Source organism: Candidatus Clostridium radicumherbarum (assembly GCF_045310525.1).
GTDB lineage: Bacteria > Bacillota > Clostridia > Clostridiales > Clostridiaceae > Clostridium_AT > Clostridium_AT radicumherbarum.
This window is the reverse complement of sequence record NZ_JBJHZY010000002.1, coordinates 746855-771700: the sequence shown is the minus strand read 5'-3', so window position 1 is coordinate 771700 and position 24846 is coordinate 746855. Positions and strand designations below refer to the sequence as shown.

Below are 24846 nucleotides of genomic sequence, written 5' to 3'. Positions count from 1 at the left end.
GTAACTTTATAATTAATATAACAGGAGGAATACAAATGATTAACAAAATAGGTAAAATAACTCTGTATGTAAATAATCAAGCGGAAGCAAAGAAATTTTGGACAGAAAAATTAAACTTCGTAGTTAAATTTGAGCAGCCAATGGGACCAAATATGACATGGCTGGAGGTAGGTCCAAGCGAAAGTGAATTTACTACCTTTATTTTATATGAAAAAAACACAATGCTGGCTCAAAACCCATTAGCAAATGTTTCCCATCCCTCAATAATTTTAAGTACTACTGATATAGAAGGTGCTTATAACGAAATGAAGAGCAATTCTGTTGAAGTAGATAAAATGATGAATATGCCTTATGGAAAGATGTTCTCATTTAAAGACCAAGATGGAAATGATTATTTATTACGTGAAGATAAGTAATTAATACATAAGTAAGTCAAGTTTCAAACACTTGGCTTATTTTTTTATAGCATTATTTATAGACATTTTTATATCTAGAACAATTTCTTCAATTAAATCTTTTATTTGAAGCTTTCTGGTTCCTGGTATATAAATTCCATGTTTTTGAAGAGGAAGTATGTATTTAGTGCAATCCATATCAAATATTGTATTAGAAATTATTGGGGTAATTTCTCCATTAATACTGCCGCTGCAAAGCATACCTATGGGGCCTATTATACAATCAACTTTATTTGTTCTGCAAAAGGTACAAATTGCACGCTCTCCACTTATACCTACATTTGCACCTGCTCTTACCATGTTTGAGGAAGCACAGGTATTTGTTCCAAGGGCTATTATATAAATATCCTGAGGTATTTCTTTATGAATTTTTTTTATAATTGTCTGTCCTAGGCCTGCACCTTGAGCGTCTAATACTGCAATTTTCATGGCCATACCTCCTGGCAGTGTTTATAAGCCCTAAAAATTATTATTTATATGGCTGCAAAATAAGTTTTGTCCATATATACATAAACATTATTATACTATAATATAAAGATATATTCTATTTTTAATACAGGAGGCACAACAATTAATAATTGTTGTGTGCAGAATAAGGAATACAGGAGGGAGTTTATGGACATTAAAGTTGTAAGACAGATATTAGAGTGGAATGAAGATTGCAGTAATGAAATTAAGGAAAGTCTTAATAGAAATAAAGTCTGTTTAATAAATGTTATGGGCTCACCTGGTGCAGGTAAAACTAGCCTTATAATAGAACTTATTAAAAAATTAAAGGATAAATATAATATTGCAGTTGTTGAAGGGGATATAGCAGGGCAGATAGATGCTGAAAAAATAGATTCCTTAGGAATTTCTGTTGTGCAGCTTAATACTGAAGGTGCCTGTCATATTGAAGCCTTATCAATAAAAAATATATTAGGATACTTTGATTTAGAGGAAATTGATATAATTTTTATAGAAAATATAGGCAATCTTGTATGTCCTGCAGAATTTGAACTTGGAGAGGATTTGAAAATAGCCATTTTAAGTATTCCTGAAGGGGACGATAAGACAATTAAATACCCATTACTATTTTCTAAGGCGGATGCAACAGTTTTAAATAAATATGATATGATGGATTATTTTGAGTTTGCTGATGAGAAAGTAGAAAAACACCTTAAAACAATAAACCCCGAAGGGGATATATTTAGAGTATCCTCGAAAACAGGGGAAGGGTTAAATTTACTTTTAAACTTTATTGAAGGTAAAATTAAAACTAAATTGAAGTAAATACATAAGGATATAAAAAGCAATTAAATACATAAAGCTAAAATAAATTTTGATTAATAAAATATATAGATAGGCAAAACAAAGAGCTAAAAGTAATATTTACAAATTGTCTCTCATATAGTATTATAAATTTGTGTGCCACGAAGGCGTACATATACATTCATGACAATTTTTTTAATAGAAAGACAAAAGCTGCTGCATTATTTTTACTAGCAGTAGAAGATATGATTACTAACCACGAAGGTTGATTACCGTTTATCAATTTTTGTGGTATTATTTTTTTGATTTAATATATAGAGTTTAAAGTAGAATGTATATCGATTTGAAGTGAAATTAAAGGTTAATTTAGAAGCTAATAAATTTAGTATTTATGAAAGGAAGATAAAATGCATATTCCGGATAATTATCTAAGTCCTTCCACATGTGCTGTGATGGGTGCAGTGATGATTCCTATATGGGGAAGAGCCATAAAGAAGGTAAAGACAGAAATGACTAAAAAGAAAATGCCGCTTATGGGAATAGGAGCAGCACTTTCCTTTTTAACAATGATGTTTAATATACCCTTACCTGGGGGAACCTCCGGCCATGCAGTAGGAAGCACCTTGCTTGCTATACTTCTGGGGCCTGAAGCAGCATGCATTTCTATATCTATCGCACTGCTAATTCAAGCATTATTATTTGGTGATGGAGGAATATTGGCTTTTGCTGCAAATTCCTTTAATATGGCTTTTGTTATGCCCTTTGCAGGCTTCTATATTTATAATTTTCTAAAGAAAGGCCTAAAGCTAAGAAAAGGAGAAAAATTTTCTGCCTTTTTAGCTTCATACATTGCTATTAACTTGGCAGCACTATGCGCGGCTATAGAATTTGGCTTGCAGCCCCTGCTTTTTAAAGATGCAGCTGGTATGCCATTATACTGTCCCTATCCTTTTTATATAACTATACCTTCAATGCTCATACCACATCTGGCTATTGCAGGACTCTTGGAAGGAATAATAACGGTTGGGGTTTTAAGCTTTATAAAGAAGGTTTCACCTGAAATTATTTATGAAGGTTCTAGTAAGAAAATGAGCCCCATATATGCTCTTTTAATTGCACTTATATGTTTGTCACCCTTAGGTCTCTTAGCACCAGGCACAGCCTTTGGTGAATGGGGCACTAACGAAATAGCTTCTGTCACAGCAGGAGGTAAGACCTTAGGCTTTGTTCCAAAGGGCATGAAAAATGGATTTAGCTTTAGTTCAATGATGTCTGGCTATTCTATTAATGGGCTTTCCAGAGAAGCTGGCTATATTTTATCAGCAATTGCAGGGGTGGCAATACTTTTAATTGTATTTAGAATTATTGCAAATACACGGAAGGACATTAAGAATTAAAGCTTATATATTAAGTTTCATGTTAATGTGACATTTTTATTAAGATGTAAAATATCCAGAATTAATTCTTAAATTAAGAGAGGTAGTCACTAATGCCTGAATGGCTTTTAGAAAATGATAATTATATACCTGAAAAGGACTCAGTTAATTTTATTAATAAGAGTATTTTAGCTATATTGAATATACTAACTAGGATAAGACTGCAATCTAATGCAGCAGCATCCAAGCTAGGTGTAAATGATTTTACTAAACTTGTTTCCGTACTGTTGATGATTATTTTTGTATCCTTAAGTAAAAGCATAACTTATGTTTTAATTGCTAATGTATTTTTACTAGTATTAATTAATGTCCTTAACATTGATGAAATAAAGTATGTTTTAAAAGTGAGTTTTGTAATGGCTGTAATTACTTTGCTTATCCTTCTGCCCTCCATTTTATTAGGCTATGGTAATAATGCATTAATGATTACATTAAAGGTTTTCTCCTCAGTTGCCTTTGTTAATATACTATCCTGCAGCACTAAGTGGAATGACCTATTAGTAGCTTTAAAATTATTTAAAGTACCTGATTTGTTTATTTTTGTACTAGATATAACCATTAAATATATAATTCTTTTAGGTGAATTTTCATTAAGTATGATTTATGCACTTAAATTAAGATCAGTAGGAAAAAACAATAGCAAAAATGCATCACTTTCAGGCATTGTGGGAACTATGTTTATAAAATCAAAGGAAATGTCAGAAGAAATGTATGGCGCTATGGAATGTAGGGGTTTTACTGGAGAATATAGAGCGTTTAAAAAGTTCAAATTTAGCTTGGCTGATTTTATTTGTATAATAGTTATGGCCGCATTTGTACTAACATATTTTAAATTTAATAGTTTTTGAAAGCATTAAAACTAGCCTGTTTCTATATTTAATAATTTTGAAGTGTTTATACTAGCATATTTTTACTTAGATAGGTTGTGATTACATGATTGATATTAGGAATGTTTCTTATTCCTATGATAATAAGACATCAGCACTTAAAGACATTAATATTACCGTCAATGATGGTGAGGCAATTGCCTTAGTAGGTGTAAATGGCAGCGGCAAGTCTACCTTTATGAAGCTTATTAATGGTTTAATATCACCAATAAGCGGCAGTTTTATTTTTGAGGGTGAAGAAATAAATACTAAGAGATTACAAGATGAAAAATTTTCTAAAGCCTTTCATAAAAAAGTAGGCTTTGTATTTCAAAATTCTGAGGTTCAGCTTTTTTGTGCGGATGTCTATGATGAAATTGCTTTTGGACCTAGGCAAATGGGAATGAGGGAAGATGAAGTTAAAAAGAGAGTAGAAGATACCTTAAAGCTGCTAAAAATAGAAGAATTGAAAGATAGGCAGCCCTATCATTTAAGCGGCGGTGAAAAGAAAAAAGTGGCTATTGCCTCTGTTGTAGTCTTAAATCCTGAGGTATATGTCTTTGATGAGCCTTTGAATGGACTTGATCCTAAAACTAAAAGATTTTTAAGAGAATTTATGATAGCTATTAATAAGGCAGGAAAAACTATAATATGTTCCACCCATGATTTTGAATATGTAAAAGGGGTATTTAAAAGAGCAATTGTTTTTTCTAATGACCATACCATTATTAGAGATGGTAACTACGAAGAAATCATGGGAGACACTGAATTCTTATATGAAAATAACATTATTTAATGAGGTGCCAGCTTAGTGTTTATTTTAGATGTACACTTTGCTTGCACCCTTTTTTTATACTCATTTTTTATTTTAAATTTCTGTTGACTTAAATGTAAATAAGTGTTAATATTTTATTGAACAGTGTTTAATATTTAAAACATGTTTAATGAAAGGGAAACTTATATGGGAATTCAAGAACGTAAAGAACGGGAAAAAGATGAACTTCGCGAAATTATTTTAAAGGCTGCTAGTGAAATTATGGAAGAAGAAGGTGTAGATAAGCTTTCAATCAGAAAAATTGCGGCTAAAATAGAGTACTCCCCAGCAATAATATATCATTATTTCAAGAATAAGGAAGATATTATAAACATACTTATGAAAAAGGGCTATGAAAAAATTTTAAGTGGATTATTTTCCTTAGAAGATTTATCAAATAAACCTGAAGAGAGATTAAGAGAAGTACTAAAGAGATATATACTTATGGCTTTAAGTATGTCTGATGAGTACAAGACCGTAATGCTAAATGCTTCACCAGAAGTGCTTTCACATACTTCAGTGCTTTTTAAGGGAGCAACAAGTGAAAGGAAGGCTTTAGCACTGCTTTGTAATTTTGTGAAGGACTTAAGTGAGAATAAAAAGCTAGAAGATGAAGCTGCAGAACTTACTGCACAGATTGTATGGGCGGCAACTTTTGGACTTATTATAAGACTAATAACGGAAAAGGACACTAAGGAAGAACAAAAGGAAAAACTTATAAGCCATCATGTTGAGCTTATGACAGCCATGATAATAGGAAAACATTAAGTAGCTGTTAAGAGTAATAAAAGCTGCTATTAAAGAAAGGGAATTTAGTTATGAAAAATAAAAAAGCAATAAGTATCCTTGTTATACTTATCGTAGTTTTGGCATTAGCTGCATCCTTTTATGGTGTATTTTCAACTGGCGGCAGTGGATCCTATAAAATAAAATCCTTTTATGGGGAAACAGTATCAATATATGGTAAGGGCCTATACCGAAATGATTCAGTTTCTGTAGCAGCTCAAGGAATAGCTCAGGATATAGTTACAATAATTGTTGGCGTTCCACTTCTAGTTGTCTCACTTTATTTATCAAGAAAGGATCTATTAAAAGGAAGACTTCTGCTGGCAGGAACCCTGGGCTACTTCTTATATACCTATACCTCCTACTGCTTTGTTTGGATGTATAACTCTCTGTTTCTTATTTATGTAATACTTATGTCTAGTAGTTTCTTCGCCTTCCTGCTAACAATGATGTCCTTTGACATGGAAAGCTTAAAAATAAGTTTTAATGAAAAATTACCAGTAAGACTCCTTGGTTCCTTCTTCATTTTTCTTGGAACAGCCATTGGACTTATGTGGCTTGGAAGGATTGTGCCATCTCTTATAAATGGCAGTGAGCCCGTAGGTATAGAGCAGTACACTACCTTGCCTATTCAGGCATTGGATCTTGGATTTATTGTGCCTACTGCAATAATATCTGGAGTGCTAACAATAAAGCGAGAAACCTTTGGCTACCTATTATCTTCAGTTATTACAGTTAAGTGCATTACCATGCTTACTGCAATTACTGCTATGATAATTGGACAGTCTTTAGCAGGTGTAAAGTTAAGCTTTGCAGAAATTATTATTTTTCCTGCAGCTAATTTAATTGTAATATATCTTTTGACTCTTATTATTAAAAATGTAAAAGAACCCATATACAATATGGCTTAGGTTAGTTTATAGGAGATGATAAAATGAAAGCTGTAGTAATTTATAAATCAAGTACAGGCTTTACGAAGAAATATGCAGAATGGATTGCAAAGGATTTGTCAGCGGATATCTTCGATGCATCAAAGGTAACAGCTAATATGATGGATACCTATGATACCATAATTTTTGGAGGCTCCTTACATGCCGTAGGTATTAGGGGTATAAAGCTGATAACACAAAACCTTCATAAATTAAAAGATAAAAAAATAGTGGTCTTTGCAACTGGGGCAACACCTTCAAGGGAAGCTGCCATAGATGAAGTTATGGATAAGAACTTTACAAAAGAGCAGCAAAGGTCTATTAGATTTTTCTATTTAAGAGGTGGATTTGATTATAGTAAATTAAACTCTTTTGATAAATTCCTTATGTCCTTATTAAAATGGAAAATAAAAAAGAAAAAGAAAGAAGAATTAACTAATGATGAAATTGGCATGCTTGCAGTATATAACAAGCCAGTTGATTTTACAAATAGGGATAAAATAAAAGAATTAATTTCTTATGTTATGGCATAAATGTATAGCAATTACTTTATTTTAATGGCATCTACATGAGTTATTACTTATTCATAATAAGAAATAACTCATGTGGATGCCATTTATCTTATAATATTTATTTGCCGATGTAATCTTCCAAAAGATTTAAATAGTGATTTGCCTCACGGAGCACGTGATCACCTAAAAGCGGAAGAATTATGGATTTAATCTTGCAGCCAATTAGCCCTTCTGTGGCCTGGGCCTTAAAATCTCTGAGCTTAGTAGTTTCCTTAACAGTATTGGCAGTAAGGCCAACTAAATCTAAGGAGGACTTGTTTGCCTCTGAGGCTTCTTTTCTTAAGGTTTCAAACTCTTTTCCAAAGTTATTTGCTATATTGAATAAATCCTCTTCAGTAGGATCAAGCAGTCCTCTTATGAAGAAGGAATGTTCAGACATTATTCTGTTCCAGAAGGTTTCCTGTTCTAATATGTCTTTTTTCATGTTTATTTCATTTCCGTTTTGTAATCTTGTTAAAAGCTCAGCAAAGAATACTGCTTCTCTTAAAATGTGATCTATTAACAGTGGGTAATTTGCTGTGAATACCTTGCAGGCAAGTACATCAGCTTTAAGCTTTCTTTTAAAGCTGGCAATCTTATTAGTAGCTGCTATAGAATTGTTATTTAACATATAAACCTGTTCTGAAAGCATAGCTATATTTTTGCTATCTGCTCCTGGCATTAAGTTGTTTTCCATAGAAGTTAAGTTTGAGTCTATGAAAATTCCAGTATAAAATTGAGTTGCTTTTTCTGCAGCCATTGTATATTTAGTTACAAACTCATTAGATTTTAATATTTTTTCTGAAAAAACTCCCTTGGAAAGAGCTGCTGCATGAGATAATAATCTTGTAAATTCATTTTTAAAGCTGTCAGCCTGTGCTATTAAGTTTTTGTCTCTTAAGGTAAATGCTGCTTCTAAAAATATTGAATGCTCCTTCATTATTCTAAGGAAAAATAAGTTTAATTGTAGTGATTGATTTATAAATTTTTGCCTTGTTATCATAATATACTCCTAAATTAATTACTTACACCATTATCAGTATATTCAAAGCAAATGTATTAAGTGAGTATGTAGAGGTTCTGACTTAGTGATATAATTATAATAATTTGATTAATAGCGCAGATTAATTCTTAATTTGTTTTTGGGGGGTTATAAATGATTATCAATTATGAAGTTATTTCCGAGGATAATACTGTTTGTATAAAGGCTTTAGTTAATGAATTAATATAAAGGAGTCTTATCGCAATAAGGGTATTGGCTCAGTGCTATTTAAAAAGTCTATGGATTGGCTAAATTCCTTTAAGGAAATAAATGATATTTTTATCTTTGTATCAAACGGTAATGATAACGGGTTAAAGTACTACGAGGCAAAAGGCTTCAAAATTAGCCATGAAATACTTAATGGTTTTATTACAGTCATGAGAAATAATTAAGAATACAAATAGGTTCTAGCAGAAATCACAGAGAAGGCAGAAATTGTTTTATAACTCATTCTGCCTTCTTTGTGATTTTAATTTTAATCCTCAAAAATATCCTTCATTTTAACAGGCTGCATCATCATTGGATTCATTGGAGGCATCATAGGTGTAGGCTGCATTGACATAGGTTCCATCATATTCATAGGCATTTGATCCATCATTGGATTCATTCCAATGGATTCCATCATCATAGGGTCCATCATCATAGGCTGCATCATCATAGGGTGATGGTGGTGCATGTGCTTGGAATCTGAACTTGAACTATGATGTCCATGATGCATCATCATAGGGCACATCATCATAGGATCCATCATCATAGGCTGCATCATCATAGGCTGCATCATCATAGGCTGCATCATCATAGGGTCCATCATCATAGGGTCCATCATCATAGGATCCATCATCATAGGATCCATCATCATAGGGTGATGGTGGTGCATGTGCTTGGAGTCTGAGCTTGTATTATGATGTCCATGATGCATTGGAGGCATATGGCACGGGTGCATTGGATGGCATGGGTGCATTGGATGACAAGGCATCATTGGAGGCCTCGGCTGTGGCTTTGGCTGAGGCATTGGCATCGGCATTGGTTTTGCAATTGGCTCAACATTTAACTTTAAATTTGCCGGTTGTACTACAGGCTCTATTTTTAACTGTATTTTTATTGGTTCCATAACTATAGCGCCCATTTTTGGTGCTATATTAAGTTCCATATTACTTGGCTCCATTTTTGGGGTAATTTTTGGTTCAATATCTAATTCCATTTTACTTGGATCCATTTTTGGTTGTATGGTTAATCCGAAATTTTGAGGTTCCACTTTAGGCTCAATATTTAATTGAAATTGTGTTGGTTCTACCTTTGGCTGTAAAGTAATTTCTTGTTTTAGCGGCGGCAGTGGTTTCATTGGCTCAACATGCTTTGGAGGCATAGGCTGAGGTGCTGGCATTGAATGCTTCATTTGCGGCATTTGAGGCATAGGCTGTGGTGCTGGCTGTGGTATTGGCTGAATTGGTGGCTTTATATTTCTATCCTCCGCCCTATACCACCCATTATCCATCATGGGGCACATTACTGGATAACTAGTTTCTACATAATCTGGTATTTCGTTTTTTTTATACATAGTTAAGCTCCCTTTAAAATATTACATCACTTTAATATATGCTATTTTTTTGCATAGTGTCACCTTAGGGATATAAGTCATAGTTAAATAAATTTTAGTTTAGCATAGGGACGTTTCTCGTGGCTCAGTAGCTTGTACAATAACATTGAGATGCTGCTTGTGGATCATTAGTGTAAGAGAAGGTAAAGTAAATACTGGCAACTTGATTTTCAAGCATATTAATATTAATATTTATTTATAATAATAAATTAATGAGGTGATTAGAATGATTGAAGATTTAATAAGAAAAAACAGATCATATAGAAGGTTTTATCAAGATAAACAAATTGAAATGGAGACCTTAAGAGAATTAGTTGATTTGGCTAGACTAAGTCCTTCTGGAGCCAATAAACAAGTCTTAAAATATTTTCTCTCAAATACAAAGGAAACCAATGAAAAAATATTTGCTACTTTAGGCTGGGCTGGATATTTAAAGGATTGGGATGGTCCTGAAGAGGGTGAAAGACCAAGTGCCTATATAGTTATGCTTAAGGACAAGACTCTTGGCAGTGGAATGGCTCATGATGAAGGTATTTCAGGACAAAGTATATTATTAGGGGCTGCAGAAAAAGGATTAGGTGGATGTTTTATATTTAATATTAATAGGAAAAAGTTATCAGAGGAATTAAAATTAGATGATAATTATGAAATAGCACTTGTTATTGCTTTAGGAACTCCAAAAGAAGAAGTAGTACTTGAAGAAATGGGAGCTTCAGGTGATGTTAAATATTGGAGAGATGAAAATAAGGTTCATCATGTACCTAAGAGAGCTTTAGAAGATATAATAATTTAGAAAAAATTATTAAATTAGAACTTGCCAAAAGATAGACACTTTGTTATTATGAAATTGTAAAATTAAATAAATCTTCAGGGCAGGGTTAGATTCCCTACCGGCGGTACAGCCCGCGAGCCTTATGGCAGATTCGGTTAGATTCCGAAGCCGACAGTAAAGTCTGGATGGAAGAAGATTAAAAGTATAAGTTTAATTTATAATACTATTTTTTAATAGTATTAAATTAGATGTCTTGTATTTTACGCCCTGAGAATAAAATCTCAGGGCTTTTTATTTTACTCAAAACTAGAAGATAAATAAAGAATATGTTTCATAAAAGTGGAAATAACATTTTTATATTAGATTTATTAGAAGAAAGTATACTAAATTCACTTTATTAGGCATTTAGCTTAACTGCTCAATGTTCTAATTGAAAGGAGAGTTCTAATGGATATAAAGTATATGAAAAGGGCCCTTGAGCTTGCAGGAAAGGGCATAGGATACACAAATCCAAATCCTTTAGTAGGGGCTGTTATTGTAAAGGATGGGAAAATTATTGGCGAAGGCTATCATGAGGTTTATGGAAGCAGCCATGCAGAGGTGAATGCCTTTAAAAATGCTTCTGAAGATGTAAAAGGAGCCACCTTATATGTTACCTTAGAACCCTGTTCTCACTATGGCAATACCCCTCCCTGTGCAAATGCTATTGCAGAAAAGGGAATTAAAAAAGTAATAATTGGACTAAAGGATCCTAATCCTCTTGTAGCAGGCAGAGGAATAAAAATCCTTCAAGACAATGGTATTGAGGTAATTACAGGAGTGCTTGAAAATGAGGGCAGAAAATTAAATGAAATATTTCTAAAATATATAACTACAAAGCTTCCATTTTGCATAATGAAAACTGCTATGACTTTAGATGGAAAGATAGCAACCCATACAGGTGATTCAAAATGGATTACTGGAGAACTTTCAAGAAAATATGTTCATAGGCTTAGACATAGAATGGCCGGGATTATGGTTGGAATTGGTACAGTATTAACAGATGATCCTATGTTAAATACTAGATTAGATAATGAGGAAGGAAGTGACCCCATAAGAATAATTGTAGACAGTAGTGCAAGAATACCACTTGAAGCTAAGGCATTAAATTTAAGTTCTAAGGCTGTAACAATTATAGCTGCCACAGAGAAGGCAGATAAAGAGAAATTAAAAGCCTTAGAGGAAAAGGGGGCGGAAATTATTATAACTCCTCTTAAAAATAATAGGGTAGACTTAAGCTTCTTAATGAAAAGTCTTGGTGAAAGAAAGATTGATAGTATACTTCTTGAAGGCGGCAGCAAAATAAACTATGCAGCATTAGAAGAAGGCATTGTAGATAAGGTAAACGCCTTTATTGCACCTAAGCTCATTGGAGGTGAAGCTGCCAAAAGCCCTGTTGGAGGATTAGGAAAAGCATATATGAAGGATGCAATTGAGCTTAAGGATATAGATATTTATACTTTTGGAAATGACATTATGGTTGAAGGATATATTAAAAAGGAGATGATTATAACTTAATGTTCACAGGGATAGTTGAGGAGATTGGAAAGATTGAAGGGATTATCAAATCCGAAAAATCTGCAAGGATAACTATAAAGGCACATAAGGTACTAGAGGATGTGAAGCTTGGAGACAGCATATGTACAAATGGTGTGTGTCTTACAGTTACAGCTTTTAATAATGGGAAATTTACTGTTGATGTAATGGCAGAAACCATGAGAAGAAGCAATTTAAGGAACATTTCACCAGGCACAGAGGTAAATCTTGAAAGAGCATTAAGAGCCAGCGATAGGCTAGGAGGTCACATGGTAAGCGGCCATATTGATGGCACAGGAACTATAAAAGATTTTGAGGAGGAAGATAATGCGGTTTGGCTGACTATTGATGCTCCACCAGAGCTTTTAAAATATATTGTGCAGAAGGGCTCCATTGCAATAGATGGAGTAAGTTTAACTGTAGCATATATTGATGATAAGGTATTTAAAGTTTCCATAATTCCTCATACAAAAGATGCTACAACTCTCCTAAAGAAGAAAATTGGTGAAATTGTTAATTTGGAGTGCGATATGATAGGGAAATATATTGAAAAGTTTTTGCAGACGAAAGAGCAGCCAGCAACTAAAAAAGCTATAGATTTTAATTTTCTTAGTGACAATGGCTTTGTATAAGGAGGTTAAAGCCCTAAATGGGCTTTAACGGGCTGCTTACGAGCGGAGCGAGTGATCTTAAACTGCCCCGTGGGCGAAGCCAAAGTCCTAAATGGACTTTAACGGGCAGTTTGCGAGGTAGAAGTTCTAAATGGACTTCTACGGGTAGTCTGCCGATGAACAATCGGCAAGCTAGACTACCCCGTGATGAGAATTGGATGAGAAAGTTCAAGCTGCTTGAATGACCAATAAAGGAGGATGAAAAACATGTACAAATTTAACACAATAGAAGAAGCAATTGAAGATATTAAAGCAGGAAAAATGGTAGTTGTAATTGATGACGATGATAGGGAAAATGAAGGAGACCTTTTAATGGCAGCCGAAAAGGTCACAGCTGAGGCTATTAACTTTATGGCTATGTATGGCAGAGGCCTAATTTGCATGCCCACAATAGGAGAGAGATTAAGGGAGCTTGATATTCTTCCAATGGTAAGCCACAATACAGACTCTCATGAAACCGCATTTACAGTGTCCATAGATGCTGCTGACAGTACAACAGGAATATCTGCTTATGAAAGAGCGGCTACAATTTTAAAGGTTATAAATTCAAACTCAACCTCAAAGGATTTCCATAAGCCTGGACACGTATTTCCTTTGGAGGCCAAAGAAGGAGGAGTATTAAAAAGAGCTGGACATACGGAGGCAGCCGTGGATTTAGCTAGACTTTCTGGGTTGTATCCTGCTGGGGTTATATGTGAAATAATGAATGAAGATGGTACTATGGCAAGAACCCCCCAGCTTATGGAGTATATAAAAGAACATGATATGAAAATTATAACTATTGCTGATTTAATAGCCTATCGCAAGGAGAAAGAAATTTTTATCAAAAGGGCGGCCGAAGCGAAACTGCCAACTAAGTATGGCGAATTTAAAATGATAGGCTATGAGAATATATTAAATGGTGAACATCATGTCGCTTTAGTAAAAGGTGATGTTTCAGATGGTGAGCCTGTGCTTATTAGAGTTCACTCTGAATGTCTAACTGGAGATGCCTTTGGTTCCTTAAGATGTGACTGCGGGCAGCAGCTTGCAGCAGCTATGAAGAAGATAAATGAAGCAGGGAGGGGAATTCTACTTTATATGAGACAGGAAGGCAGAGGAATAGGTCTTATTAATAAGATTAAAGCCTATGCACTTCAGGATGAAGGAATGGACACTGTAGAGGCAAACATAGCCTTAGGCTTTCCAGCTGATTTAAGGGATTATGGAATAGGAGCTCAAATACTTGTAGACCTAGGAGTTAAAAGAATCAATCTAATGACAAATAACCCTAAGAAAATAGCTGGTTTAACTGGTTATGGCATCGAAATTTCAAATAGAGTTCCAATACAAATGAACCATAATGAAAGAAATGAATTCTATTTAAAAACAAAGCAGCAGAAGATGGGACATATGCTGAATTTTGATAGGAGATAATTAGAATTAGCAGTATTTTAATTATAGAAAGCCAGTACAAATAGTGAAAGGTGGAAATAAAAATGAAAAATTATGAAGGAAAATTAATAGCAGAAGGTTTAAGATTTGGAATTATTGTTGGAAGATTTAATGAATTTATAGGCGGGAAGCTTTTGTCCGGAGCACTAGATGGTTTAAAACGCCATGGAGTGGAGGAAAGTGAAATAGAAATAGCTTGGGTTCCAGGAGCTTTTGAAATCCCCTTGGCAGCAAAGAAAATGGCAAAGTCTAAAAAATATGACGCAGTTATTTGCCTTGGAGCGGTAATAAAGGGTGCTACACCGCACTTTGATTTTGTATCCAATGAAGTATCAAAGGGTATTGCAAGTGTTTCACTAGAAACTGAAGTGCCTGTAATCTTTGGAGTTTTAACTACAGACACCATTGAACAGGCAATAGAAAGAGCTGGAACTAAATCAGGAAACAAAGGCTATGATGCAGCAGTTACAGCTATTGAAATGGCTAATTTACTGTCATCAATGTAATTCATAAATAAGGTACCACCCATTATAAAATGAGTGGTACCTATTTAAGACATCTAACGTTTATATGTTATTGGGAAATAAAGCTCAGGAGTATCATCGGTTATGGCTTTAAACTCATAGCCCTTGTCCTTATAGTATTTAATTATCCTAGGCAATGCTCTGCAGGTATTTTTATGAGTGTAATCACAATGTAAAAGTAATATGATATTGGATAGATCTTCGCTGCCTTTTGTAGCTTCTCTGTATAATCTATCTGGTGATGCCTTAGGTCTTAAGCCATCAACGGTTTCCATATTCCAATCATAAATTTTAAAATTGTAGCTGTGAAGTTTATCAACAAATGAATTAGTAAGATGTTTTTGACTTCCCCCAGGAAATCTGATTATATTGGAGGAAACCCCGGTAACTTCTTTAATTTTATCATTGCATTTTAACATTTCTTGTATAAAGGTATTTCTATTTGAATAGATTCGCTTAAATTTATGAGTGTAGGTATGCAATCCCATGCTGTGCCCTTCACTATGAATTCTAAGTACTACATCTTTGCAATCATCAATTTGGTTTCCAATAAGAAAAAAGGTAGCTTTTACATTATTCTCTTTTAAAATATCCAAGATCTTTATAGTTACATCATTACTTGGTCCATCATCGAAGGTTAAATATATAATTTTCTTACCGTTACCCATATCCTTTTGATAAGCAGCTAGATCTGTTATGGGGCGATTAGCACTTAATGCTTCGCTGCTTTTTATATTTTGCTGCAGAAGTAAAGCTATAAAAAATATACTTAGAAAATATATAAAAAATTTTATATAATTTTTCAACACTATGCCTCCTAATCAAATGCCATGTACTTATTATTAGAAGTTTGTAGTTCTTTATTCAAAATAAATTAATAAATAAAATTTTAAAATAGGAAATACAACATTATAGGTTGTAAAAGAAACACATGAGCCTCGTCATCAATTGTCACCCTTAATAGTTACTTTCATATATTATAGGGAAGATGAATTTAAGTTTATTGAGTCCATCTCCTATTATCCATTTATATGGGGGTAACGCAGAATGCAGCATATGGACAGCATTTTTGATGAATTTAAAGATGTTATTTTTATGGATAGGGAAAAGCTTTCAAGAAAATACAAATTAATTGGACGAGGGTCAAGCAGGGCAGTTTTTGAAATTGATAAAAATTATGTTTTAAAGGTACCAACCTCAGAAAAGGGTATTTATCAATCTAGGGTGGAATATAAATTACATTCAATTGTAGATGAACATTATAAAAAATATCTTTGCCCCATAGAATTATTTGAAAATAATAGATTGCTAATGAAAAAAGCTGTTCCACTAAAAAAGTCTTTATATCCGAGAGGTTTTCGTATTTATGATCTATTATATTGGGAAGATAGAAATGAATATAGATATGATTTAAGATATTTGGCAAATACTTATGATTTGCTCTATGTGGATTTACTGAATATAAGTTCTTGGGGCAAATACAATGGAAGATATGTTTTAGTTGATTATGGCTGCACAAATAGGATATATGATGCATTTTATTAAATTATAGAAGTCAGCGGCACCTTGTGACTTAATTTTAGGTCATAGGATGCCGCTATCTTTTGCATAAGCGTGGAAAATTAAATAAAACAAAGATTTAATCCTTTACATTAAAAATAGAAGGCAAATTTTATTTTTTAGTATTATTGAATATTTATAATTTAAAATGTATAATTATTAATATAAACAGTATTTATATATAAAACTTTATACTAATTAAAACACTTTTTTAATAATTGCAGGAGATGATACTAATGAAAGAAAAGGTTATTTTAGCTTATTCAGGAGGTCTTGATACATCAATAATTGTACCTTGGCTTATGGAAAACTATGATTTGGAAGTTATTGCTGCCTGTATGGATGTGGGGCAGGGCGATGATATGGAGGAAGTAAAACAAAAGGCAATAAATACAGGGGCCTCCAAAGTATATGTTGAAGACTTGAAGGAAGAATTTGTAACTGAATATTTATACAAAGCGATAAAAACTGGAGCTTTATATGAAGAAAAATATATGTTAGGAACCGCCCTTGCAAGACCATCAATGGCAAAAAAATTGGTTGAGATAGCACATAAGGAGGGAGCAAAGTATATTTGCCATGGATGTACTGGAAAAGGTAATGACCAAGTGCGTTTTGAGTTGGGAATTACTGCCTTCGATCCAAGTATAAAGATAATTGCTCCATGGAGAATATGGGATATAAAGTCTAGAGAGGATGCTATTGATTACGCCGCTAAAAAGGGTGTGTCCATACCTGTAACTAAAGAAAAGATATATTCAAGAGACAGAAACCTATGGCATATAAGTCATGAGGGTGGTGATTTAGAAAATTTAAAAAATGAACATAAGGACGATATGTTGGTAATGGTAACTCCGCCAGAAAAGGCAAAAGAGGAAGCAACCTATGTGGAAATATATTTTGAAAAAGGAATACCTGTAAAAGTTAATGGAGAAGTTCTATCGCCAGTTAAAATAGTTGAAGAGTTAAATAAAATAGGAGGAGAAAATGGTATAGGTATTATTGATATAGTAGAAAATAGGTTAGTTGGAATGAAGTCAAGAGGAGTTTATGAAACTCCAGGAGGTACCATACTTTATGCTGCACATAAAGAACTTGAATATGTAACTCTTGAAAAGCAGACTCTTCATTTTAAACAAGTTGTGGCTCAAAAGTATGCAGAAATTTTATACAATGGTTTATGGTTTTCTGGTATACGAGAAGCTATTGATGCTTTTGTAGATGCTACTCAGGTAAAGGTGACTGGTTCAGTAAAATTGAAGCTTTACAAAGGAAATCTTAAGGTAGCTGGAATTAATACACCTTATGCACTTTATGATGAAGCTATATCCTCTTTTGGAGCTAGCCTTTACAACCACAAGGATTCAGAAGGCTTTATAAATCTTTTTGGACTTCCAACTAAGATTAATGCATTAATTAATAGCAAATAACTTATAATGTGGAAACTTAAGCCTTTGCAGTTTCCACATTTGCTTTATTTATGAAAGATGATGTTTATTATTTTTTTATAAGTTTTAGTAGGTTTGATTTATATTTACTTAATAAGAAAGGTTGATGTCAATGAAGCTTTGGGGTGGAAGGTTTAGCAAAAAAGAAAGCCAGCTTATGGAGCAGTTTAATAGCTCCTTAAGCTTTGATAAAAGATTATATGAAGAGGATATAAATGGCAGCATGGCACATGTAAAGATGCTTTCTAAATGCGGCATTTTATCTGTTGAGGAAGCAAAAGCTATTTTAGATGGATTAAAATCTATATTCTCAGATATAGAGCTCAATAAACTTAAAATTGAGGGAGATTATGAAGACATACACAGCTTTATAGAGATAAACTTAATAAATAGAATAGGTAATTTAGGTAAAAAGCTTCACACTGCGAGAAGCAGAAATGATCAAGTAGCTGTGGATATGAAAATCTATGCAAGGAAAGCAGCAGAAGAAGTAATTAATAGTCTAGAGAAATTAAACAATGTAATTGAAAAGTTAGGGGAAAATAATAATTTTATTATGCCGGGCTACACTCATCTTCAAAGGGCACAGGTAATTACTTTTAAGCATCATATAATGGCCTATTACAATATGTTTGAGAGGGATACAAAAAGAGTTTCTAATGCTTTGGAAATACTTAATGAAAGCCCTCTTGGCTGCTGCGCTCTATCTGGAACAACCTATGATATAGATAGAAATTTTACTGCAGTTGAACTAGGTTTTAAAAAGCCTGTAAATAATTTCTTGGATGGGGTAAGTGATAGAGATTACTTATTAGAGCTGTTAGCTTGTTTTTCAATAATAATGATGCACTTAAGCAGATTAAGCGAAGAGCTTATATTATGGAGCAGTAAAGAATTTAATTTTGCTACAATAGATGACGAATTTGCAACAGGCAGCAGCATAATGCCCCAAAAAAAGAACCCAGATGCTGCTGAACTTATTCGCGGAAAAACAGGGAGAGTATATGGTTCTTTAGTTTCTTTACTTACTGTCATGAAGGGGCTTCCCCTAGCCTACAATAAGGATATGCAGGAAGATAAGGAGCAGTTTTTTAATGGATTTGATACTGTATTAAGCTGCATTGAAGTTATGACTGAAATGCTCAGAACTATGAAGGTTAATAAGGACAATATGTATGAGGCAGTTAAAAAAGGCTTTTTAAATGCTACTGAATTAGCCGATTACCTTGTGAATAAGGACATAGCCTTTAGAGACGCACACGGAATAGTAGGCAGTATAGTTATTTATTGTGAGGCTAATGACACAAGTATAGAGGAATTAAGCCTAGAGCAGTTAAAACAGTTTAGTGAAAAATTCCAAGAGGATGTTTTTGATTTTGTGGATTATAAAAATACTTTAAATAGAGGAATAAAGAAGCAAATGTAGGAACCATTAAGTCGCGGGGACTTTTCTTTGACTGATAAGGTTTTTTGACATTGAACTGGCAGAAATAGCGGAACCCGCGGAAGGGAATCATATAAAAGCCCCGCCGCGGGTTCATTACTTTCAGCCTGTGACCCAAATATTAGCTTTTGTTAATAAATCTCTTAAAACTGGCCAATAGCAGCACTAATTAAATAAATTCCATTAAACAGAGCTTCTTCTGAGGCATCAAAGTTTGGAGAATGAAGGGGATAATGCCCCTTTTTTTCATCTGCTATTCCAAGCCTAAAATGCACTGAAGCAACCTTTTCTGAAAAAAATGCAAAGTCCTCAGCAGCAAAGGTTTTTTCAGCTGGGAGAACATTTTCTTCACCAATTAGCTTTCTAGTAATGTCAATAAAGCTTTTTGTAAAAGAAGCATCACTTATTAATGCTGGATATTGAAAGTCATAATGTATTTCACTAATGCATCCGTATTTTTTTGCAGCTAAGGCTGAGTATTCTAATATATCTTCATGAATTTTATTTCTTAATTCCTTGTTAAAGGTTCTAACAGTTCCCTTAAGTAAGCATTCATCAGCAATAACATTGGGAGCATCTCCACACTTCATGGAGGAAAAGGTAATTACATGTGAAGCTAAGGGATCAGCTTCAATTTTGGATTTTAAATTCATGGTTTCAATAAAATCAATGGCAGGATAGAGTGGGTTTTTGCACAAATGTGGCATAGCTGCATGACCGCCCTTACCAATAAACTTTATATGAAAGTCATCTACCGAGGCCATTGTAGCTCCGCTGGAAACCTCAATGGTACCAACCTTTACCTCAGGCCAAACATGAAAGCCAATCATATTTGTGACTGAAGGATTTAAAAGCACACCTTCCTTTATCATAGGAAGAGCACCGCCATCAGCTTCTTCTGCCGGCTGAAATATAAATTTCACGCACTTTTCACAGCCTAACTTTTTAAGTATTAATGCAGTTCCGCATACAATGGCCATATGATAATCGTGTCCGCAGGCGTGAGAAACTCCATTTACAGGCAGTGCATCCATATCAGCTCTAATTGCAATGCAGCTTTCTCCTTCATTTAGGGTGGCTGCTACTCCTGTTTTAGCTAATTTCTCAGTTTTTAAACCTAAGTCTTCACAAAACTTTATAATAATCTCTTGGGTTTTGAATTCTTTATGAGATAATTCTGCATTATCATGAAGTTTTTTTCTAAGCTCCTTTAATGTATCAATATTTTCATTAATTAACTTTTTTATATCCAAGTATTTACCCACCTTTCTGTAAAAAAATGAGCCACGAGAAACGTCCCTGTGGCTCATTCTAACCATTTAGCTAGTGACCTCCAAAAAATTAGCCACTAATAAGTAATAACTTATATAGATGCCATTACTTTTTCTATTATATTTAATGCAGCATCCATATCTTCCTTTGAAACATTTAGTGGAGGCAGTAATCTAACTACGTCTGAACCTGCAGTAACAACTAATAATCCATGCTCAAAGCAAGCGTTCATAAAGGTTTTTGGATCCTTCATGCTAATACCGATTAAAAGACCCATGCCTTTTACTTCATTAATAACTCCATACTTATCTTTAAGCTTTAATAGATTTTCTTTTAAATATTCACCTTTTTCATCAACGGAAGCAATAACATTTCCTTCAATAAGTTCATTAAGTACAGCTAAGGAAACGGCACAACCAAGTGGATTACCGCCATAGGTACTTCCGTGATCTCCAGGATTTAATGAAGCTGCCCTATCATTAACCATAAATGCTCCAATAGGGAAGCCGCCGCCTAGTGCCTTAGCTATGGAAACAACATCTGGAACTACTCCAAACTTTTTATAGGCAAAAAGGCTTCCCAGTCTTCCCATACCGCATTGAATCTCATCAAAAATTAATAGTGCATCATATTTATCACAAAGGCTTCTTGCCTCTTGTAAAAAATCCACTTCAGCTGTAACAATTCCGCCTTCACCTTGAATTGGCTCAATTATAATGCCGCATACATTTTCATTAAAGTTTTTTCTTAAATCCTGAATATCATTAAACTTAACAGCTTTAACTCCGTTCATTAAGGGCGTATAGTCCATTTGATATTTTGGCTGACCAGTAACTGAAAGAGCCCCAATACTTCTTCCGTGAAAGGAATTTTCCATGTAAAGAATTATATTTTTATTTTCACTTCCATTAAGTTTGCCATATTTTCGAGCAACCTTTAGTGATCCTTCCACAGCCTCAGTACCGCTGTTGCAAAAGAATACCTTGCTAAGGTCGGAGTTTTTTACTAATTTATCAGCAAGGGCAGTATGTTCAGTATTCCAATAATAATTTGAAATATGCATAAGCTTCTTACTCTGCTCATTAATAGCGTTAATAATTGAAGGGTGACAGTGACCTAAGCAGTTTACAGCAACTCCAGATACAAAATCTACATATTCTTTTCCATTAATATCATAAATTCTGCTGCCTAATCCCTTTTCAAAAACTACATCAAATCTTCCATAAGTATTCATTACACTATCTTTTGACATTTTGCTTCCTCTCTTTCAGTTATAATTTTTGTTCCGCTGTTTGTTAGTAAATTAAATAACAAATTATGGGCCTTTCTTCCATCTATTAAATGAACGCCTTTAGTGCCTTTGTATAATGTATCTACGCAGCATTCCAGCTTAGGAATCATTCCCCCTGTTATAATGCCGCTTTCAGTAAATTCCTTTATTTCATCTATTGTAATAGTTTCAAGTATGCTTGAAGGATCTTTAATATCTGTATAAACACCATCAATATCAGTCATAATAAGAAGTTTTTCAGCCTTTAATACACCGCTAATAAAGGATGCCGCATAATCTGCATTGATATTATAACTGTTTCCTTCAGCATCACAGCCAATTGGAGAAATAACAGGTATTAAATTATTATTTATAAGATTTACCAAAAGCTCCTTATTAATGCTTACAACTTCACCAACAAAGCCTATATCTATTTTATTTCCATTTTCATAAATATATTTCTTTTTAGCTTTAATTAAATTACAGTCTTTTCCGCTAATGCCAACTGCATTTAAATTTTTCCTACTTATATTTGAAGAAAGCTTCTTATTTACATTTCCAGACAGTACCATTTCAACAATTTCCATTGTAGTGCTGTTAGTTACTCTAAGTCCTTTAATAAATCTATTTTCAGCACCAGCCTTATTAAGCCACTTTGAAATTTCAGGACCACCGCCGTGAACAATAACTATTTTTACACCAATGCTTGTAAGTAGTTGTAAATCCTCAATAAATGCTTCTTGAGCATCTTTGTTATTCATAATACTTCCACCGTATTTAATAACGAAAGTTTTACCTTTATACTTATTTATCTGTAAAAAGGTTTCGATATTTAAGTAGTTATCTACACTGTTCATGGCTAACCCCCTAGTATTCCTAAATAGCACACTAGCATTATCAATGCTTATGTTCCTGATATTTTTTATTCTGCACCCAACAATTATTAATTGTTGAGCCCCTAGTATTCCTAATACTTTTATGCAGGAATAATTATACCCCCAGAATTATAATTATTCAATAATTTTATTGATTTTTTTTAACATTTGTAGCATAATATTTTTTGTTATTAAACTTAGGATAAATGAGGTGGAATCATGATAGACGCTGGCATATTTGGAGCTACAGGCTATGCAGGGCAGCAGCTTGCATGGATACTGCATAATCATCCAGAGATTAACATAAAATTTTTAAATTCGCATAATTATACAAATTTTCAGACAAATCAAGTATATGGTAACTTCAATGGCTTTATTGAAGAAAAATATGTAGATATGGATGAAGCTATAAATAGTCTAAATGAAGTAGATGTAATATTTCTTTCACTACCTCATGGAAAAGCCTTTGAAATTACAGAGAAGGCATTAAGTCTTGGAGTAAAAGTTATAGATTTAGGAGCAGATTTTAGACTTAATAATAAGGAAATCTATGAAACTTGGTATGGTGTAAACCACTTAGCTCCTTCACTTTTAGGTAATTCTGTATATGGGCTTTGCGAATTAAACAGAGAAAAAATTAAAGAGAGTAATTTAATAGCAAATCCAGGCTGCTATCCAACTGCAACGATACTAGCTTTAGCACCTCTTTTAAAACATAAATTAATAAAAACTGATTCTATAATTATAGATGCAAAATCAGGAGTTTCTGGCGCTGGAAGATCTGCAAACATTGCATCACTTTACTGTGAATGTAATGAATCCATAAAAGCTTATGGAGCACCTTTGCATAGACATACTCCGGAAATTGAACAGGAGTTAGGTAAAATAGCAGGAGAAAACCTTATGGTTTCTTTTACACCTCATTTAGTACCAATGAATAGAGGAATTTTATCCACCTGTTATGGTTCTTTAACTAAGGCTATAGATGAGGAAGAACTTCAAGAAATCTATAGAGAATTTTATAAGGATGAGTACTTTGTTAAAATATTAAAGACACTGCCTGAAACCAGGTGGGTAAGAGGCTCTAATTTGTGTCATATAGGCTTTAGAATAGATAAGAGAACAGGCAGAGTGCTTGTAGTCTCTGCTATAGATAATTTGATAAAGGGGGCAGCGGGGCAAGCTGTTCAAAACATGAATCTATTGTTTGGTTTTAAAGAAACAACTGGTCTGGAGTTTTTATCTATGGCATTATAAAAAAATTATCTATATCACTTTTAAATTTAATTATGATGAGATAATGTTTAAACAATATAATAAAATTTAGAACTGTAATTCGTTAATTTACTATTGTATTTTTAACCATATGCTTGTATAATCATTCACAGAGAAAAAAATAAGCAATGCCACATGTGGTGGCTGCTTTTTTATTTAACATATTATTAATATTAGATATACTGTTTTATGATAAACTTATGCTGGGTGAAAAGAGTGGAGATCCACTATTTTTGTTCTTCATAAGTTTCCTTTACCTTATTCTTAATTTAGCAATATATATACATATTAATAATATAAAATATTATACAAATAAAAAGTAATGGGGGTAGATCGATGGACAAAATGGTCTTTGTGGTTAGAAAGGCTGAATATGAGGATATTCCTCAATTAAAGGAAGTAGCAAGGGAAGCCTTTAGGCTATATGCTGAAGGAGCGGGTATTGCAGAAATAGTTGGGACACTTGAGGAAACCCATGAGGATTTGGAAAAAGAAATTAATAACAAATTGGTTTTAGTCGCTGAAGCAGATGGACAAATAGTTGGCAGTGTGCGAGTTGAAATTAAAGCTGATAAAACTGCGTATTTAAGCAGATTTGGAGTTCTAGGTACATATCAAAGCCGTGGTATTGGTAAGCAATTAATTAAAGCTGTAGATATTGAAATGAAAAAGCTAGGTGTTGCCAATTTGTATCTGAATACTGCTTCTAGAATGTTTTCTCTTGTTAGATTCTATTATGGATTAGGATTTTATATTGAATCAACCACTAAGGATCAAGGCTATATAAGGGCTTTGCTATGTAAAGAATATAAATGTGAAATAACTAATAAATTAGTTATTTAGAGTATAAATAAGTGCCATTTACTTAAAAGATAATAAATGTATAATGCAAGTTTGTAATAGCAGAAATATTTAATAATCCATTGCAAATTACAAAATCAAAATATATTTATCATTTGCTAAGTGAGGGCATTTTTATTTTAATTAAAATTTGTTTTT

Annotated in this window: 26 protein-coding genes and 1 riboswitch; of the genes, 19 read left to right on the top strand and 7 right to left on the bottom strand. The window is 33.4% G+C overall.

Annotation, left to right across the window (positions count from 1 at the left end):
* The first annotated feature begins 35 nt into the window (after nucleotides 1–35).
* A complete protein-coding gene (locus ACJDUH_RS13415; RefSeq protein WP_406765712.1) occupies nucleotides 36–416 on the top strand; it encodes a VOC family protein in 381 nt (126 codons plus the stop codon).
* Between the two features lie 36 nt (nucleotides 417–452).
* Here the strand turns inward: ACJDUH_RS13415 and ACJDUH_RS13410 are convergent, their stop codons facing one another.
* Complete coding sequence (locus ACJDUH_RS13410; protein ID WP_406765711.1) at nucleotides 453–884, bottom strand: DUF3842 family protein; 432 nt, start codon at nucleotides 882–884, stop codon at nucleotides 453–455.
* 186 nt (nucleotides 885–1070) lie between these two features.
* Between ACJDUH_RS13410 and hypB the strand changes: the two genes are divergently transcribed.
* From hypB to ACJDUH_RS13375, 7 genes are all read left to right on the top strand, one after another.
* On the top strand, nucleotides 1071–1727 hold the full coding sequence (gene hypB / locus ACJDUH_RS13405) for a hydrogenase nickel incorporation protein HypB (RefSeq protein ID WP_406765710.1): 657 nt from the start codon (nucleotides 1071–1073) through the stop codon (nucleotides 1725–1727).
* A 386-nt stretch (nucleotides 1728–2113) separates the two neighbouring features.
* Nucleotides 2114–3103, top strand: coding sequence for a cobalt transporter CbiM (gene cbiM / locus ACJDUH_RS13400; RefSeq protein ID WP_406765709.1), 990 nt, complete (start codon nucleotides 2114–2116; stop codon nucleotides 3101–3103).
* Nucleotides 3104–3195: 92 nt separating this feature from the next.
* On the top strand, nucleotides 3196–3990 hold the full coding sequence (locus ACJDUH_RS13395) for an energy-coupling factor transporter transmembrane component T family protein (protein ID WP_406765708.1): 795 nt from the start codon (nucleotides 3196–3198) through the stop codon (nucleotides 3988–3990).
* An 85-nt stretch (nucleotides 3991–4075) separates the two neighbouring features.
* Nucleotides 4076–4804 (top strand): energy-coupling factor ABC transporter ATP-binding protein, encoded by a 729-nt coding sequence (locus tag ACJDUH_RS13390; RefSeq protein ID WP_406765707.1) that lies wholly within the window; start codon nucleotides 4076–4078, stop codon nucleotides 4802–4804.
* Between the two features lie 141 nt (nucleotides 4805–4945).
* On the top strand, nucleotides 4946–5590 hold the full coding sequence (locus tag ACJDUH_RS13385; RefSeq protein WP_406765706.1) for a TetR/AcrR family transcriptional regulator: 645 nt from the start codon (nucleotides 4946–4948) through the stop codon (nucleotides 5588–5590).
* Nucleotides 5591–5640: 50 nt separating this feature from the next.
* Nucleotides 5641–6519, top strand: coding sequence for a hypothetical protein (locus ACJDUH_RS13380; RefSeq protein WP_406765705.1), 879 nt, complete (start codon nucleotides 5641–5643; stop codon nucleotides 6517–6519).
* A gap of 23 nt (nucleotides 6520–6542) precedes the next feature.
* A complete protein-coding gene (locus ACJDUH_RS13375; RefSeq protein ID WP_406765704.1) occupies nucleotides 6543–7070 on the top strand; it encodes a flavodoxin domain-containing protein in 528 nt (175 codons plus the stop codon).
* Between the two features lie 97 nt (nucleotides 7071–7167).
* Here ACJDUH_RS13375 and ACJDUH_RS13370 read toward each other — a convergent pair whose 3' ends face one another.
* The gene (locus ACJDUH_RS13370; protein WP_406765703.1) at nucleotides 7168–8091 is read right to left on the bottom strand and encodes a DUF2935 domain-containing protein; all 924 of its coding nucleotides are present in this window, start codon (nucleotides 8089–8091) and stop codon (nucleotides 7168–7170) included.
* Between the two features lie 218 nt (nucleotides 8092–8309).
* Between ACJDUH_RS13370 and ACJDUH_RS13365 the strand changes: the two genes are divergently transcribed.
* Entirely contained in the window at nucleotides 8310–8522 is a 213-nt protein-coding gene (locus ACJDUH_RS13365) for a GNAT family N-acetyltransferase (RefSeq protein ID WP_406765792.1), read from the top strand.
* Between the two features lie 83 nt (nucleotides 8523–8605).
* Here ACJDUH_RS13365 and ACJDUH_RS13360 read toward each other — a convergent pair whose 3' ends face one another.
* Entirely contained in the window at nucleotides 8606–9688 is a 1083-nt protein-coding gene (locus tag ACJDUH_RS13360; RefSeq protein WP_406765702.1) for a hypothetical protein, read from the bottom strand.
* 265 nt (nucleotides 9689–9953) lie between these two features.
* Here ACJDUH_RS13360 and ACJDUH_RS13355 point away from each other — a divergent pair, with 265 nt between their 5' ends.
* From ACJDUH_RS13355 to ribH, 5 genes are all read left to right on the top strand, one after another.
* Nucleotides 9954–10520, top strand: coding sequence for a nitroreductase family protein (locus ACJDUH_RS13355; RefSeq protein WP_406765701.1), 567 nt, complete (start codon nucleotides 9954–9956; stop codon nucleotides 10518–10520).
* Nucleotides 10521–10586: 66 nt separating this feature from the next.
* A riboswitch (FMN riboswitch) is annotated at nucleotides 10587–10700 on the top strand.
* Nucleotides 10701–10946: 246 nt separating this feature from the next.
* Entirely contained in the window at nucleotides 10947–12056 is a 1110-nt protein-coding gene (ribD, locus tag ACJDUH_RS13350) for a bifunctional diaminohydroxyphosphoribosylaminopyrimidine deaminase/5-amino-6-(5-phosphoribosylamino)uracil reductase RibD (RefSeq protein ID WP_406765700.1), read from the top strand.
* Complete coding sequence (gene ribE / locus ACJDUH_RS13345) at nucleotides 12056–12706, top strand: riboflavin synthase (RefSeq protein ID WP_406765699.1); 651 nt, start codon at nucleotides 12056–12058, stop codon at nucleotides 12704–12706. The genes ribD and ribE overlap by 1 nt, the downstream gene beginning before the upstream one ends.
* A gap of 246 nt (nucleotides 12707–12952) precedes the next feature.
* Nucleotides 12953–14161, top strand: a complete 1209-nt coding sequence (locus ACJDUH_RS13340; protein ID WP_406765698.1) for a bifunctional 3,4-dihydroxy-2-butanone-4-phosphate synthase/GTP cyclohydrolase II — start codon at nucleotides 12953–12955, stop codon at nucleotides 14159–14161.
* Nucleotides 14162–14223: 62 nt separating this feature from the next.
* Entirely contained in the window at nucleotides 14224–14685 is a 462-nt protein-coding gene (ribH, locus tag ACJDUH_RS13335; RefSeq protein WP_406765697.1) for a 6,7-dimethyl-8-ribityllumazine synthase, read from the top strand.
* 53 nt (nucleotides 14686–14738) lie between these two features.
* Here ribH and ACJDUH_RS13330 read toward each other — a convergent pair whose 3' ends face one another.
* Nucleotides 14739–15509, bottom strand: a complete 771-nt coding sequence (locus ACJDUH_RS13330; RefSeq protein ID WP_406765696.1) for a polysaccharide deacetylase family protein — start codon at nucleotides 15507–15509, stop codon at nucleotides 14739–14741.
* Nucleotides 15510–15750: 241 nt separating this feature from the next.
* Between ACJDUH_RS13330 and ACJDUH_RS13325 the strand changes: the two genes are divergently transcribed.
* The 3 genes from ACJDUH_RS13325 (at nucleotide 15751) to argH (ending at nucleotide 19137) form a co-directional block, all read left to right on the top strand.
* A complete protein-coding gene (locus ACJDUH_RS13325) occupies nucleotides 15751–16248 on the top strand; it encodes a hypothetical protein (protein ID WP_406765695.1) in 498 nt (165 codons plus the stop codon).
* Nucleotides 16249–16499: 251 nt separating this feature from the next.
* Complete coding sequence (locus tag ACJDUH_RS13320; protein ID WP_406765694.1) at nucleotides 16500–17693, top strand: argininosuccinate synthase; 1194 nt, start codon at nucleotides 16500–16502, stop codon at nucleotides 17691–17693.
* A 130-nt stretch (nucleotides 17694–17823) separates the two neighbouring features.
* Complete coding sequence (gene argH / locus ACJDUH_RS13315; RefSeq protein ID WP_406765693.1) at nucleotides 17824–19137, top strand: argininosuccinate lyase; 1314 nt, start codon at nucleotides 17824–17826, stop codon at nucleotides 19135–19137.
* A gap of 161 nt (nucleotides 19138–19298) precedes the next feature.
* On the opposite strand, the gene ACJDUH_RS13310 is transcribed toward argH, so the two are convergent.
* From ACJDUH_RS13310 to argB, 3 genes are all read right to left on the bottom strand, one after another.
* The gene (locus ACJDUH_RS13310) at nucleotides 19299–20408 is read right to left on the bottom strand and encodes a M20 metallopeptidase family protein (RefSeq protein WP_406765692.1); all 1110 of its coding nucleotides are present in this window, start codon (nucleotides 20406–20408) and stop codon (nucleotides 19299–19301) included.
* A gap of 110 nt (nucleotides 20409–20518) precedes the next feature.
* Complete coding sequence (locus ACJDUH_RS13305) at nucleotides 20519–21679, bottom strand: aspartate aminotransferase family protein (RefSeq protein ID WP_406765691.1); 1161 nt, start codon at nucleotides 21677–21679, stop codon at nucleotides 20519–20521.
* A complete protein-coding gene (gene argB / locus ACJDUH_RS13300; RefSeq protein WP_406765690.1) occupies nucleotides 21661–22554 on the bottom strand; it encodes an acetylglutamate kinase in 894 nt (297 codons plus the stop codon). Before argB ends, ACJDUH_RS13305 begins: the two co-directional genes overlap by 19 nt.
* A 237-nt stretch (nucleotides 22555–22791) precedes the next feature.
* On the opposite strand from argB, the gene argC reads away from it, so the two are divergent.
* Nucleotides 22792–23829: an N-acetyl-gamma-glutamyl-phosphate reductase gene (argC, locus tag ACJDUH_RS13295; protein ID WP_406765689.1), complete on the top strand. Its 1038-nt coding sequence runs from the start codon at nucleotides 22792–22794 to the stop codon at nucleotides 23827–23829.
* 354 nt (nucleotides 23830–24183) lie between these two features.
* A complete protein-coding gene (locus ACJDUH_RS13290) occupies nucleotides 24184–24690 on the top strand; it encodes a GNAT family N-acetyltransferase (protein WP_406765688.1) in 507 nt (168 codons plus the stop codon).
* The last annotated feature ends 156 nt before the right edge of the window (nucleotides 24691–24846 follow it).

What these genes read in the sequence shown, in the direction of transcription:
- ACJDUH_RS13415 (WP_406765712.1), top strand. Translation starts at nt 36, where the DNA reads ATGATTAACAAAATAGGTAAAATAACTCTGTATGTAAATAATCAAGCG.
- ACJDUH_RS13410 (WP_406765711.1), bottom strand. Translation starts at nt 884, where the DNA reads ATGAAAATTGCAGTATTAGACGCTCAAGGTGCAGGCCTAGGACAGACA.
- hypB (WP_406765710.1), top strand. Translation starts at nt 1,071, where the DNA reads ATGGACATTAAAGTTGTAAGACAGATATTAGAGTGGAATGAAGATTGC.
- cbiM (WP_406765709.1), top strand. Translation starts at nt 2,114, where the DNA reads ATGCATATTCCGGATAATTATCTAAGTCCTTCCACATGTGCTGTGATG.
- ACJDUH_RS13395 (WP_406765708.1), top strand. Translation starts at nt 3,196, where the DNA reads ATGCCTGAATGGCTTTTAGAAAATGATAATTATATACCTGAAAAGGAC.
- ACJDUH_RS13390 (WP_406765707.1), top strand. Translation starts at nt 4,076, where the DNA reads ATGATTGATATTAGGAATGTTTCTTATTCCTATGATAATAAGACATCA.
- ACJDUH_RS13385 (WP_406765706.1), top strand. Translation starts at nt 4,946, where the DNA reads ATGTTTAATGAAAGGGAAACTTATATGGGAATTCAAGAACGTAAAGAA.
- ACJDUH_RS13380 (WP_406765705.1), top strand. Translation starts at nt 5,641, where the DNA reads ATGAAAAATAAAAAAGCAATAAGTATCCTTGTTATACTTATCGTAGTT.
- ACJDUH_RS13375 (WP_406765704.1), top strand. Translation starts at nt 6,543, where the DNA reads ATGAAAGCTGTAGTAATTTATAAATCAAGTACAGGCTTTACGAAGAAA.
- ACJDUH_RS13370 (WP_406765703.1), bottom strand. Translation starts at nt 8,091, where the DNA reads ATGATAACAAGGCAAAAATTTATAAATCAATCACTACAATTAAACTTA.
- ACJDUH_RS13360 (WP_406765702.1), bottom strand. Translation starts at nt 9,688, where the DNA reads ATGTATAAAAAAAACGAAATACCAGATTATGTAGAAACTAGTTATCCA.
- ACJDUH_RS13355 (WP_406765701.1), top strand. Translation starts at nt 9,954, where the DNA reads ATGATTGAAGATTTAATAAGAAAAAACAGATCATATAGAAGGTTTTAT.
- ribD (WP_406765700.1), top strand. Translation starts at nt 10,947, where the DNA reads ATGGATATAAAGTATATGAAAAGGGCCCTTGAGCTTGCAGGAAAGGGC.
- ribE (WP_406765699.1), top strand. Translation starts at nt 12,056, where the DNA reads ATGTTCACAGGGATAGTTGAGGAGATTGGAAAGATTGAAGGGATTATC.
- ACJDUH_RS13340 (WP_406765698.1), top strand. Translation starts at nt 12,953, where the DNA reads ATGTACAAATTTAACACAATAGAAGAAGCAATTGAAGATATTAAAGCA.
- ribH (WP_406765697.1), top strand. Translation starts at nt 14,224, where the DNA reads ATGAAAAATTATGAAGGAAAATTAATAGCAGAAGGTTTAAGATTTGGA.
- ACJDUH_RS13325 (WP_406765695.1), top strand. Translation starts at nt 15,751, where the DNA reads ATGCAGCATATGGACAGCATTTTTGATGAATTTAAAGATGTTATTTTT.
- ACJDUH_RS13320 (WP_406765694.1), top strand. Translation starts at nt 16,500, where the DNA reads ATGAAAGAAAAGGTTATTTTAGCTTATTCAGGAGGTCTTGATACATCA.
- argH (WP_406765693.1), top strand. Translation starts at nt 17,824, where the DNA reads ATGAAGCTTTGGGGTGGAAGGTTTAGCAAAAAAGAAAGCCAGCTTATG.
- ACJDUH_RS13305 (WP_406765691.1), bottom strand. Translation starts at nt 21,679, where the DNA reads ATGTCAAAAGATAGTGTAATGAATACTTATGGAAGATTTGATGTAGTT.
- argB (WP_406765690.1), bottom strand. Translation starts at nt 22,554, where the DNA reads ATGAACAGTGTAGATAACTACTTAAATATCGAAACCTTTTTACAGATA.
- argC (WP_406765689.1), top strand. Translation starts at nt 22,792, where the DNA reads ATGATAGACGCTGGCATATTTGGAGCTACAGGCTATGCAGGGCAGCAG.
- ACJDUH_RS13290 (WP_406765688.1), top strand. Translation starts at nt 24,184, where the DNA reads ATGGACAAAATGGTCTTTGTGGTTAGAAAGGCTGAATATGAGGATATT.